This window comes from Tabrizicola sp. (assembly GCF_016792905.1).
In the GTDB taxonomy this organism is placed as follows: domain Bacteria; phylum Pseudomonadota; class Alphaproteobacteria; order Rhodobacterales; family Rhodobacteraceae; genus Tabrizicola.
The window spans coordinates 16,441-28,715 of the sequence record NZ_JAEULP010000046.1; the positions used below are offsets into that span (position 1 = coordinate 16,441).

Consider the following 12,275-nt stretch of genomic DNA (forward strand, 5'->3'; position numbering starts at 1 on the left):
CTCAGGTCCCCGGAAATTCTGCTTTGCGTTTCTCTTGGAAGGCCGCGACACCCTCCTGCCGGTCAGCGCTGGCGGCAATGGCGGCAGAGCCCAGCGCCTCGATCAGGGCGGCACTGTCCTCGCCCTGCCCCGCATGGATCATCGCCTTGGTGATCTCGGCCGCGCGGGGGGAGAGGGTTGCGGCCTTTTCGGCGATCTCCTGCGCTGCGTTGCGAACGTCCGCGGCTATCTCGGCAACGAAGCCGCAGGAGATAAGGCGGTCGGCCCCGATCCGGCGACCAAAGAGCGCCATTTCCTTGACCATCGCTTCCGGGATCAGCCGCGCCAGCCGCTGCGAGCCGGACCAGCCGGGGACGATGCCGACCCCGGCCTCGGGCAGCGCGATGGTGGCCTTGGGAGTGATGACCCGGATATCGCAGGCGGCGGCAAGTTCCAGACCGCCCCCGAAGGCATGGCCGTTCAGCGCCGCGATGGTGGGCTTCGCCAGCCGCGCCAGCCGGTCAAAGATGCGATGCCCGCCGCGCACCCAGTTGCGGGCAAACTCGGCGGGGCCAAGATCGCCCCAGGCGTTGATGTCGGCGCCGGAGCAGAAGGCCTTTTCGCCCTCGCCGGTGATGATCACGGCCCGGACTTCCGGGCGGCCTTCGACCACCTCCAGATGGCTGGCAAGCTGGCCCAGCATCTCGACCGTGAAGCAGTTGAGCTTGGCGGGGTTGTCGAGCCGCAGCTCGGCCACGGGCCCGGCGATATGCAGGCGGACCCCGGTCATGGCTGCCACCCCATCGGGCCTTCAGCCAGCAGCGACAGCGGCATGGTGGTGGCGTTTTCGGCCAGCGTCACCCGGCCCTGCGATGCCGCAACGATGTCGCGCGCCGGGTCGATGCCGGGCATGATCTCGGTCGCGACCAGACCCTGGTCCGTCAGCCGGATCACGCAGCGCTCGGTGATGTACAGGATCTCCTGCCCTTGCTGGCGGGCGCGGGTGCCGGAGAAGGTGACATGTTCGACCTTCTCGACCATCTTGCAGAACTTGCCGGGCGTGGCGACCTTCAGGCCGGTGGCGGTCAGCTCCACCCCTGCCCCGGCCTCGAACCAGCCGGAGAAGACGATCTTGCGGGCATGGGCGGTGATGTCGACAAAACCGCCGCAGCCGGCGGTCAGGTAGGGCTTCTTGCCCAGCTTCGAGACGTTGACGTTGCCCTCGACGTCGATCTCCAGGAACGACAGGAACGACATGTCGAAGCCCGCACCCTGGAAATAGATGAACTGCTGGGGCGAGGGGACATAGGCATCGGCGTTCGAGGCACAGCCGAAGGCGAAGCCGGTCAGGGGCATGCCGCCCACCGCGCCCTGTTCGATGGCCCAGGTCACGGCATCGGGGTGGCCTTCCTCCAGAAGGACCCGGGGCACCATGGCAGAGATGCCGAAGCCGAGGTTGGCGGTCATGCCTTCCTTCAACTCCAGTGCCGCGCGCCGGGCGATGACCTTTTCCACGCCATGTTCGGCCAGATGGAAGCTGGACCACGGCCGCATGATCTGGCCGGAAATCGCCGGGTCATAGCGGGTTTCGGTGGTCTGGCGTTGGTCGGGATCGAGGACGATCAGGTCAACCAGATGACCGGGCACACGCACGTCATGCGGGCGAAGCGAGCCCTTGGCGGTGAGGCGCGAAACCTGCGCGATAACGAGACCCCGGTTGTTGCGGGTGGCGATCGCCTGTTCCAGCCCGCCCAGATAGGCGCCTTCGTGTTCGTAGGTCAGGTTGCCCCATTCATCCGCCGTGGTGGCGCGCAGGATGCAGACATCGGGCGCGATGTTCGGGAAGTGAAGCCAGGTCTCGTCGGCGAAGTCGACGCGATGGACGATGGGTTGGGCGGCGCCACGGGCGTTCATCGCGCAACCCTCGCGCACCGGGTCGGCGAAGGTCTCCATCCCGACCTTGGTCAGCACGCCCGGGCGGCGGGCGGCAGCCTCGCGGTGCATGTCGAACATGATGCCGGAGGGGACGTTGTAGGCGGCGACACGGTCCTCGACGATCATCTTCCAGATCTCGGGCATCGGCAGGTTGGAAGAGCCGGAGGGATAGGAGCCGGCCAGCACGCGGGCCAGAAGCCCGTCCTGCGCAATCCAGTCCATGCCCTTGACGCCATACATGTCGCCTGCGGCGATGGGATGCAACGTGGTGATGGCCTTCGGGTGGCCCTCGGCGCGAAACCGTTCTCCCAGTGCCCTGAGCACAAGGTCGGGGCAGCCGAGCGCGGAGGAGGAGGAGACGGTGACGACAGCCCCGTCGGGAATGCGTGCGACGGCTGCGGAGGGGGAGACGAGCTTGGTCATGCGGTTCTCCGGTAGTCGACGGTCTGGCGGATACCCGTCCGGGCGGCCTCGCGCACGGCAAGGGCCACGGCCAGCGAGGCGATGCCGTCACGGCCGGTTGCCGCAGGGGCGCCCTGCCCAGCGACGGCGGACAGGAAATCCTGCACGCCCTGGGCGTAGAGGTTGTGCGTCGGGAAGGACACCGCCTCGCGCCCGGTTGCGGTGACCAGCTCGATCTCGCCCTTGGGCTGCTGCGTCATCACCCCCCGCGCAAAGATCGAGCCATGGGTGCCATGCACCTCCAGCCCCGATCCGGCGAAGGGATGGGTGAAGCTTTCGTGGCCGAACACCATCGCGCCCGAGGGCATGGACCAGACCGACATGACCGAATCCTCGACCCCCTGCCCCATGCCGGAGGCCGTCATCTGCGCGACCACGGCCACGGGGTCTTCGCCCAGAAGGAAGCGCGCCACGTCGGCGTCATGCACGGTGATGTCGGGGATCACCCCGCCGCCCGCGCCCGCGTCGTTGATCCGCCAGCCTTGCAGGTTGCCGGGCAGGTGGACGGCGTGGAAGAGGCGCAGCGACAGGACGCGGCCGATGCGGCCCTGCGCGATCAGGTCGCGGACGGCGCGATGCGAGCCGGAGCAGCGTAGATGGTGGTTGGTGGCGAAGATCACCCCCGCCGCTTCTGCCGCCGCGACCATTTCCGTTGCCTCGTCCAGCGTCATCGCCAGCGGCTTTTCGCACAGCACATGCTTGCCTGCCGCGATGGCCGACAGCGCCTGGGCATGGTGCTTCTCGTTGGTCGAGGAGATGTAGACCGCCCGGATCGAGGGATCATCCAGGATGAGGGCCAGTGTGGCACCATGGGTCGGGATGCCATGCCGCGCGGCGAAATCGCGTGCCCGCGCCTTGGTCGTGCTGACCACGGCGGCAACCTCGCCCCCGGTCGCCCGGATCGCGCCGATCATGTGCTGCTCGGCAATCGTGCTTGCCCCGATCAGTCCCCAGCGCATCGCGTCCTCGGTTATTTTGGATCGTTCCAATTCAATACTGGAACGATCCAATAGTCGTCAAGTGAGTCGTTTCACTGCACGGGCGGAAAGCAGGGATCAGGGAGTCAGCGGCGGGCTTTCTGGGCGGCTTCCGGGGTGCCGGACCGCAGGTCAAGCCGCTGCAAATCCTCAAGAAGATCCAGAAGTTGCTCCAGCCGGTTGTGACCGAACTCGGCCTCGATCCGGCCCAGGATCGCTGCGCTTTCACCGGCATGGGCGTTGACCAGGGCGAGTCCGGCAGGCGTGATCGCCACCACCGTCTTGCGCCGGTCCTCTGGCGGGGTCATGCGCGAGATCAGCCCCTCAGCGACCATCGGCCCGACCATCCGGGTCAGGCTGGACAGGAGCAGCACCGCCTCGGCGGCGACCTGGCTCAGTTCCTGCGGGCCCTTTTCCTGCAACACCCGCAGCACGCGCCATTTCTGTTCGTTCACACCCGAGTCCGACAGCATGTCGCGGATCGGACCCATGACCACCTCCCGCGCGCGCAGAAGCGAGATGGGCAGGGAACGGCGGGTTTGGCGGAAGGCGGGGGCGTCGGTCATGTCCAGCTTATGGCCTGTTTCGGGCACAGTCTCAACCTCCGCAAAATTACTTGACAAAGCAAGTATCATCCCGCTCAATCGGACTGGGAGGCCGCGATGCCGCATATACAGATCGACTATTCCGCGAATCTTGAAAGCCGACTTGATGTCGCGGGCCTGTGTCGCGTGCTGCGGGATGCGGCGGTCGCGACCGGCATCCTGCCGCTCGCTGGCATCCGCGTCCGGGCGCTGCGGGCTGATCATGTGGTGATCGCCGACGGCAACCCGGACCATGCCTTCCTCGACATCTCGATCCGCCTGCGCGGCGGGCGCAGCGACGCGGCCAAGGCCGAAGCGACCGCCCTTATCTTCGCCGCCGCCGAGACCTTCTGCGCCGAAGTCATGGCCAGCTCGTCCCTCATGCTGTCGCTGGAAATGCGCGACATCGACCCCGCGCTGTCGCCCAAGGCCAGCTCGATCCGCAACTACCTGCCCGGAGAAAAAGAATGACGCTCGCCACCCATCTGGAAAAGCTTGAGGGTCATCTGGCGCGGTTCCGGTCGGGCGGCATCCTGAACCTGATCGACGGGAAGGATGCGGCGGGCGCGGGCGGGGTGTTCGAGACCCGCTCGCCGGTCGATGAAAGCCTGATCGCCACCGTCGCGCGTGGGACGGCGGCGGATGTCGATCGGGCGGCACAGGCGGCGAAGGCGGCCTTCCCGGCCTGGGCGGCGCTGGACGGGGCAAAGCGCAAGGCGATCCTGCACCGCATCGCCGACGGGATCGAGGCGCGGGCCGAGGAAATCGCATTGTGCGAATGCTGGGACACCGGGCAGGCCTGGCGCTTCATGTCGAAGGCCGCCCTGCGCGGGGCGGAGAACTTCCGCTACTTCGCCGACCTGGCGCCGGGTGCCCGGGACGGCAAGTCGCTGCCGACGAAGGACCACCTGAACGTGACCAGCCGCAAGCCCATCGGGCCGGTCGGGGTGATCACGCCCTGGAACACGCCATTCATGCTGTCGACCTGGAAGATTGCGCCTGCCTTGGCCGCAGGCTGCACGGTCGTTCACAAGCCGGCCGAGTTTTCCCCCCTCACCGCGCGGCTGCTGGCCGAAATCTGCCACGAGGCGGGGCTGCCCCCCGGCGTGCTGAACCTGGTCAACGGGCTGGGCGAGGAGGCCGGGAAGGCGCTGACCGAACATCCCGCCATCAAGGCCATCGCCTTCGTCGGTGAAAGCCGCACCGGCAGCATGATCATGAAACAGGGCGCCGACACGCTGAAGCGGGTGCATTTCGAGCTGGGCGGCAAGAACCCGGTGATCGTCTTCGAGGACGCCGATCTTGAGCGGGCGCTGGATGCGGCGATCTTCATGATCTATTCGCTGAACGGCGAACGCTGCACCTCGTCCTCGCGCGTGCTGGTGCAGGAAAGCATCGCGGAAAAGTTCAACGCCATGCTGGCCAAGCGGGCCGATGCGATCAGGGTCGGGCATCCGCTGGACCCGGAAACCGAAGTCGGACCGCTGATCCACAAGACCCATTTCGACAAGGTCACGTCCTACGTCGAGATCGGCAGGCAGGACGGCGCGGTTCTGGCGGCGGGTGGCAACAGGGTGGGCGATGCGGGATGGTTCGTGCGCCCGACGCTGTTCACCGGCGCAACCCCGCAGATGCGGATCGCGCAGGAAGAGGTGTTCGGCCCCTTCCTGACCTCGCTGACCTTCAGGGACGAGGCCGAGGCGCTGGCCATCGCCAACTCCACCGCCTACGGGTTGACCGGATACCTCTGGACCAATGACCTGACCCGCGCCCTGCGGTTTTCCGATGCGCTGGAGGCCGGGATGATCTGGGTCAACTCAGAAAACGTCCGCCACCTGCCCACCCCGTTCGGCGGGGTGAAAGCATCAGGCATCGGGCGCGACGGAGGGGACTGGTCGTTCGAGTTCTACATGGAAACGAAGAACACCGCCTTCGCGATTGGCAACCACAAGATCCAGCGGCTTGGCGCCTGAAGGGGGAAGGTCATGGGAGAAATCGTTCTGGCGGCGAAATGCACGCATGTGCCGACGATGCTGATGTCCGAACAGGACGGCCCGGTGAAGGGCAAACGGCAGGCGGCCATCGACGGGCACCTGGAAATCGCCTGGCGCGCCAAGGCCTTGGGGGCCGATACGGTCGTCATCTGCGACACGCATTGGGTGATCAACGCGGGCTTCCACATCAACGCCAACCACCGATTCCGGGGCCTGTTCACCTCGAACGAGTTCCCGCAGTTCATCCAGAACATGCCCTTCGACCATGAGGGCAACCCGGCCCTTGGCGACGCCATCGCCAGGGCCGCGACCGAGGCGGGGGTCTACACGCTGGCCCATCACCTTGACACGCTGGAATGCGAATACGGCACACTGGTGCCAATGCATTTCATGTCCCGTGCCCACCGGATGAAGGTCGTTTCCGTCGCCGCCTGGTGCACGGTGCACAGCCACGACGAAAGCCGGGTGATCGGCGAGGCGATCCGCAAGGCGGTGGAAGCGTCCGACAGCAAGGTCCTGCTGGTCGCGTCCGGCTCGCTCTCGCACAAGATCTGGCCGAACCGGGACTATGCGGCGAACAATGGCACCTTCACCATCTCCAGCGAGTTCAACCGGCAGGTCGACCTGCATGTGCTGGACATGTGGCAGAGGGGCGACCATGCGACCTTCCTGAAGATGCTGCCGGACTACGCCCAGTTCTGCTGCGGCGAAGGCTCGATGCACGACACCGCCATGCTGTATGGCGCGCTCGGCTGGGACAGCTACAGCGCGAAATGCGAGGTGGTGACGCCCTATTTCCCCTCGTCCGGCACCGGCCAGACCAACGTCATCTTCCCCGTCAGCTGAGGCCCGCCATGCCCGTCCCCGCCCCGAACCTCTACCCGCCGTTCAACACCGTCCGCCTGAGCCATGTGGAATTCGGCGTGACCGACCTTGCGAAGTCGCGCGCCTTCTACGTCGACACGCTGGGCCTGCAAGTGACGGACGAGGACGCCGAAACGATCTGGCTGCGGGCGCTGGAGGAGCGCGGGCACCATTGCATCGTCCTGCGGAAGTCCGAAACGGCCGAGGCGCGCGACCTTGGCTTCAAGGTCTATGACGAGGACGACCTCGACCGCGCCGCCGCCTTCTTCAAGGGCAAGGGCCTGCCGGTTGACTGGGTCGAGCGCCCCTTCCAGGGCCGCAGCTTCCGCACCCGCGACCCGCTGGGTATCCCGCTGGAATTCTACGCCCGGATGGACCGCCTGCCGCCGATCCACCAGCAATATGCCCTGTACAAAGGCGTAAAGCCCCTGCGGATCGACCATTTCAACTGCTTCTCGCCCGACGTCGATGCCTCGGTCGCCTTCTGGAACGAGATCGGCTTCCGCGTCACCGAATATACCGAGGACGAGGCGACGGGCCGCCTCTGGGCCGCCTGGACCCACCGCAAGGGCGGCGTCCACGACATCGCCTTCACAAACGGCACCGGCCCTCGCCTGCACCACACCGCCTTCTGGGTGCCAACGCCCCTGAACATCATCGACCTCCTCGACCTCATGTCCACCACCGGCTGGCTGGCAAACATCGAGCGGGGGCCGGGCCGCCACGGCATCTCCAACGCCTTCTTCCTGTACATCCGCGACCCCGACGGCCACCGCATCGAGATCTACTGTTCCGACTACCAGACCGTCGACCCCGACCTGGAGCCGATCCGCTGGGACCTGAAGGACCCCCAGCGCCAGACGCTGTGGGGCGCCCCTGCCCCGCGGTCCTGGTTCGAGGAGGGGAGCCTGTTTGCCGGGACCACCCCCGTCCCCGCCACGCTCAACGCCACACCGATCATCGCGCCATGATGCTTGTGACCTTCACCGCCGTGGGCCGCCAGCACTGGGGCGTGACCGCACCGGGGGGCGTACTGGCGCTCTCCGACGCCTTCCCGCAGTGGCGCACCCTGCGCAATGTCATCGAGGCGGGCGCGATCCCGCAGGTGCTGGGCACCGCCAAGGGCCGCCCCGCAAGCCATCCCGAAGGATCGTTCACCTATGCCCCGCCGATCCCGGACCCGGAGAAGATCATCTGCGTCGGCGTCAACTTCCCCGACCGCAATGCCGAGTACAGGGACGGGCAGGACGCGCCGCCCAACATGTCGCTCTTCATCCGCTTCCCGCGCAGTTTCACCGGCCACGGCCAGCCGCTGATCCGGCCCCCGGAAAGCCCGCAGCTCGACTACGAGGGCGAGATCGCCGTGGTCATCGGCAAGGGCGGCCGCCGCATCCCGGAAGCGCAGGCGCTGACCCATATCACTGCACTTACCCTTTGCAACGAAGGCACGATCCGCGACTGGGTGCGCCATGCCAAGTTCAACGTGACGCAGGGCAAGAACTGGGATGCTTCGGGCGCGCTGGGGCCGGGGCTGGTGCCCTTCACCGACCCCGCCCAGATCACCGATGTCGCGCTCACGACCCGCGTCAACGGCGAGACCCGCCAGCATGACCGCACCAGCCGGATGCTCTTCCCCGTGGCCCGGCAGATCGCCTATATCTCGACCTTCACCACCCTTGTCCCCGGCGACATCATCGTCACCGGCACACCCACCGGTGCGGGCGCCCGCTTCGACCCGCCGGTCTGGCTGAAGCCCGGCGACGTGATCGAGGTCGAGGCCGAGGGAATCGGCATCTTGCGCAACGGCGTCGCGGATGAAAGAACCGGGGCATGACCCCGAGGGAACACCACGCCGCCGCCCTTGCGCTCCTGGATGCCGAGGCCACGCGCCGCCAGATCGGCCTTCTGTCGCTGGCCTATCCCGGCATGACGCTGGACGACGCCTATGCCGTGCAGGCCGAGCTTGTCGCCCTGAAACGCTCCACCGGCCGCAAGGGGATCGGCTGGAAGATCGGCCTCACCTCGCGCGCGATGCAGGAGCAGTTGAAGATCGACACGCCGGATTCGGGCGTGCTGTTCGATGACATGCTCTTCGCCGATGGCGCGACAGTTCCGAAAAACCGTTTCATTCAAGCACGGGTCGAGGCCGAGATCGCCTTCCTGATGGGCCGCGACCTGTCGGGCGCGCATGTCACGCGGGCCGATGTGCTGGCTGCAACCGCCCACGTTGCCCCGGCGCTGGAGATCCTTGACACCCGCATCCTGCGCAGCGATCCCGTCACCGGCAAGACCCGGATCATCACCGACACGATCAGCGACAATGCGGCCAACGCCGGGATCGTGCTTGGGGCACAGCGCCACACCGTCCACTCGTTCGACCTGCGCTGGGTTGGCGCGGTCGTGAAGCGCGATGGCGTGGTCGAGGAAACCGGCCTTGGCGCGGGCGTACTCGATGATCCCGTCACCGGGATTCTCTGGCTTGTCCAAAGGCTTGCGCGGTATGGTCAGGGCCTGAAAGCGGGCGATGTCGTCCTTTCCGGCAGCTTCGTCCGCGCCATCGAGGCCCCGCCCGGCAGCTGCTTCCATGCCGATTTCGGCGCCTTCGGCTCCGCCTCCCTCAGCTTCGAGTAGCCCCATGCCAGCTCCTGTAAACCGCCTGAAACTTCGCCTCGCCGCCGGGGAGACCGTCTTCGGCTCGTGGCTGGGCATGGCCGATCCCTATGCCGCCGAAATGGTCGCGACCTGTGGTTTCGACTGGCTTCTGATCGACGGCGAGCACGCGCCGAACGACCTGCGCTCCACCATGGCGCAACTGGCGGTCATCGAACCTTCGTCCAGCCTGCCTGTCGTGCGCCTGCGCGACGATGACCCGGCCCGGATCAAGCAGGTCCTGGACGCGGGCGCACAAAGCCTGATGATACCGATGATCGAGACTGCGGATCAGGCGCTGCGGGCTCTTCGGGCGACCCGCTATCCGCCCGAGGGCATCCGGGGGATCGGCTCCTCCCTCGCCCGGGCCTCTCGGTTTTCGGCGATCCCGGATTACCTCAAGACCGCGAACGACCAGATCTGCCTGATCCTGCAAGTCGAAAGCCGGGCCGGACTTTCCGCGCTGGACGACATCCTGGCGATCGACGGCATCGACTGCGTCTTCATCGGCCCCGCCGATCTTGCCGCCGACATGGGTCATCTCGGCAATGCGGGACACCCCGAAGTGCGCGCTGCCGTTCTTGACGCGCTGGCCCGCATCGCGGCCTCGGGCAAGGCTGCCGGGATGCTGTCGACCGAAGAGGGATTCATCGCAGATTGCGTAAAAGCCGGGGCGCGGTTCGTCGGCGTGGGCATCGACGTGGTGGCCTATGTCGGCGCAATGCGAACGCTTGCTCGGAAATACGTCAGGTAGTCTCCTGCCAGGGGCTTCGTGCCCCTCGTTTCAGTGCCGAGGAAAAGTCGAAGCCGATGGAAGAGGGATCAGCCCGGAACCAGCGCCAGCGCCCGGATGGGAGAGCCGGTGCCGTCCTTGATCTTCAGGGGCGTGGCGATCAGGATCGCGCCTTTCGGCGGCAGTCGGTCCAGATTGCACAGGCTTGCGAGGCCGAAGCAGTTGTCGCGATGCAAGAAGTTGTGCGCCGGGAACGGCGGGCTGAACTTGCCCGCCATCCCCGCATCGGTGCCGACGCATTGCGTGCCCCAGCCGACGATCCCCTTGCCCAGGAGATAGTCGATGCAATCGGTCGACGGCCCCGGTGAATGCGAACCGTCTTCGTAAGGGTCGGGGTCTTCGTTCAGGAACAACTTCTCGTCCTCTGATCGCTTGTCCCAGTCGGTGCGCATTACCACCCATTCTCCGGGCAGAATCTCGCCGTGTCGCGCTTCCCAGGCCTTCACATCAGCAGCGGTCAACAAATAATCCGCGTTCTCCGTTGCCATTTGTGAACAATCAATCACATTCACCGGCGCGATTAGCCGCTGGACCGAAAGGGTATCGGTGAAGCCATCCAGATGATCCTTGCCCGACAGCCAATGGTGCGGTGCGTCGAAATGGGTGCCGGAATGTTCGCCGAGTTCCAGCCAGTTCCAGGCCCAGAACGGGCCGTCCTTGTCGTATTCGCTGATCGGGTGGATGGCGACCTTGGGCGTGTTGCGGGCCAGGTCTTCCGGCAGCCGCAGGATCGGCGTCTCCGGCCCGAGTTGGGCGGTCAGGTCGACCACCCTGACGCCCCCCCCGGCAAGGCCCGAGGCCAGCGCCGCCAGCACCTCTCCGGCCCCGGACGTCGCCTCTCCCCGTCCGGCGAACCGGCGACGGCGGCGGGCCATCACCTCGCCGATCAGGTCGAAGGTAGCGTCGACTGCCCGTTCCTCGGTGACGAAGCCCGGGGACAGACGCAGGATCGGGCCGCGGAAATCAACCGAATAACCCTCCACACCCAGCGCGCCAACGCAGGCGGCGGCCTCGGCCTTGTCGGGCATGTGCAACATCACCGCGCCGCCCCGCTTGTCAGCGTCGCGGGGGGAGTGGAGGGCCAAGTCCAGCCGGTCGGCGCGGGCGATGATCCGGTCCACCAGACGGCGGTTGTGGGCGGCGACGTCGCGCAGGTCCTGTTTCGCGAACCACTCCATCGCCGGAAGCGAGGCGATGGCCGCCACCGAGCCCGGCGTGCCGCTGTCGAAGCGGCGGATGTCGGGGGCGTATTCGAACTTGTCGAGATCCCAGGAGAAGGGGTTGTTCTGGCTGAACCAGCCGCGGGCTTCGGGTTGCAGGCTGGGGATCAGGTCCTTGTCGGCGTATAGGATGCCTGCGCCGGGCGTCCCGCAGAGCCATTTCAGGCTGGTGGAGACGACGAAATCCACCCTCGGATTCATCGCGTCGAAGGGCATCAGGCCTGCCCCTTGGGTGATGTCGGCGACCATCAGGCTGCCCATCGCGCGGCCGTGGGCGACGAGGGCGGGGTAGTCCATCTTGGACGAGCCGATCGACGTCACCCAGGTCAGGAGGGCGAGGCCGACGTCGGGGCCCCAGTGGGCGAGGAAGTCATCGGTCTCGACCCAGGCGCGGCCTTCGGAAAGGGGGACGGTGGTCAGGGTGAAGCCCATCTTCGGGGCGAGGCCCGCGAGGAGGAAATGGACCGAAGGAAAGCAGTCGGCGGAGGCCAGCACCCGCTTTCCGCGCAAGCTTCCCTCGGGCAGGGCGCGCATCAGTTTCTGCATGCCTTCGGTGACGTTGTCGACCGTGGTCAGGCTGCCCTTGGGGACGTTGATCAGGCGCCGCCAGCGGTCGATGAAATCCTGCCGCTTCCGCAGGACGTATCCCCACTGCTTGTCGTTCGGGGCGCCCCAGACTTCGGAAAATTCGGCCATGGCGCGGGACAGGCCTTCCTCTTTCCCCGGGTAGATGCCGATGGAATGATAGAGGAAATAGCCGCCTGCGGTGGTATTGCTGGTCATGGAGTCGGGCCCTCCCCGGCCTTGGGCAGGACTGT

Annotated in this window: 12 protein-coding genes; 7 read left to right on the forward strand and 5 right to left on the reverse strand. The window is 66.5% G+C overall.

Translation table 11 applies throughout. The features are described from left to right. Position 1: 1 nt before the first annotated feature. The 4 genes from JNL31_RS09890 to hpaR form a co-directional block, all read right to left on the reverse strand. Positions 2-769 (reverse strand): enoyl-CoA hydratase/isomerase family protein, encoded by a 768-nt coding sequence (locus tag JNL31_RS09890; protein WP_294972808.1) that lies wholly within the window; start codon positions 767-769, stop codon positions 2-4. Further along, a complete protein-coding gene (locus JNL31_RS09895) occupies positions 766-2,337 on the reverse strand; it encodes an acyl CoA:acetate/3-ketoacid CoA transferase (RefSeq protein ID WP_294972810.1) in 1,572 nt (523 codons plus the stop codon). The genes JNL31_RS09890 and JNL31_RS09895 overlap by 4 nt, the downstream gene beginning before the upstream one ends. Further along, positions 2,334-3,335 (reverse strand): Gfo/Idh/MocA family oxidoreductase, encoded by a 1,002-nt coding sequence (locus tag JNL31_RS09900; protein ID WP_294972812.1) that lies wholly within the window; start codon positions 3,333-3,335, stop codon positions 2,334-2,336. Before JNL31_RS09900 ends, JNL31_RS09895 begins: the two co-directional genes overlap by 4 nt. A gap of 104 nt (positions 3,336-3,439) precedes the next feature. Continuing rightward, complete coding sequence (gene hpaR, locus JNL31_RS09905) at positions 3,440-3,919, reverse strand: homoprotocatechuate degradation operon regulator HpaR (RefSeq protein WP_294972813.1); 480 nt, start codon at positions 3,917-3,919, stop codon at positions 3,440-3,442. 96 nt (positions 3,920-4,015) lie between these two features. On the opposite strand from hpaR, the gene JNL31_RS09910 reads away from it, so the two are divergent. Genes JNL31_RS09910 through JNL31_RS09940 form a run of 7 tightly spaced genes read left to right on the forward strand, consistent with a single transcriptional unit; the run spans position 4,016 to position 10,198 of the window. Further along, positions 4,016-4,408, forward strand: coding sequence for a 5-carboxymethyl-2-hydroxymuconate isomerase (locus JNL31_RS09910; protein WP_294972815.1), 393 nt, complete (start codon positions 4,016-4,018; stop codon positions 4,406-4,408). Then, positions 4,405-5,910, forward strand: a complete 1,506-nt coding sequence (hpaE, locus tag JNL31_RS09915) for a 5-carboxymethyl-2-hydroxymuconate semialdehyde dehydrogenase (protein WP_294972817.1) — start codon at positions 4,405-4,407, stop codon at positions 5,908-5,910. Before JNL31_RS09910 ends, hpaE begins: the two co-directional genes overlap by 4 nt. 12 nt (positions 5,911-5,922) lie before the next feature. Further along, the gene (gene hpaD, locus JNL31_RS09920; RefSeq protein WP_294972819.1) at positions 5,923-6,777 is read left to right on the forward strand and encodes a 3,4-dihydroxyphenylacetate 2,3-dioxygenase; all 855 of its coding nucleotides are present in this window, start codon (positions 5,923-5,925) and stop codon (positions 6,775-6,777) included. A gap of 8 nt (positions 6,778-6,785) precedes the next feature. Then, positions 6,786-7,766 (forward strand): 3,4-dihydroxyphenylacetate 2,3-dioxygenase, encoded by a 981-nt coding sequence (hpaD, locus tag JNL31_RS09925; RefSeq protein ID WP_294972821.1) that lies wholly within the window; start codon positions 6,786-6,788, stop codon positions 7,764-7,766. Continuing rightward, complete coding sequence (locus JNL31_RS09930) at positions 7,763-8,629, forward strand: fumarylacetoacetate hydrolase family protein (RefSeq protein ID WP_294972822.1); 867 nt, start codon at positions 7,763-7,765, stop codon at positions 8,627-8,629. Before hpaD (JNL31_RS09925) ends, JNL31_RS09930 begins: the two co-directional genes overlap by 4 nt. After that, positions 8,626-9,426: a 2-oxo-hept-4-ene-1,7-dioate hydratase gene (gene hpaH, locus JNL31_RS09935; RefSeq protein WP_294972824.1), complete on the forward strand. Its 801-nt coding sequence runs from the start codon at positions 8,626-8,628 to the stop codon at positions 9,424-9,426. Before JNL31_RS09930 ends, hpaH begins: the two co-directional genes overlap by 4 nt. 4 nt (positions 9,427-9,430) lie before the next feature. Beyond that, positions 9,431-10,198, forward strand: coding sequence for an HpcH/HpaI aldolase/citrate lyase family protein (locus JNL31_RS09940; protein ID WP_294972825.1), 768 nt, complete (start codon positions 9,431-9,433; stop codon positions 10,196-10,198). 68 nt (positions 10,199-10,266) lie between these two features. On the opposite strand, the gene JNL31_RS19165 is transcribed toward JNL31_RS09940, so the two are convergent. After that, complete coding sequence (locus tag JNL31_RS19165; RefSeq protein ID WP_366928937.1) at positions 10,267-12,240, reverse strand: aminotransferase class V-fold PLP-dependent enzyme; 1,974 nt, start codon at positions 12,238-12,240, stop codon at positions 10,267-10,269. Positions 12,241-12,275: the final 35 nt, after the last annotated feature.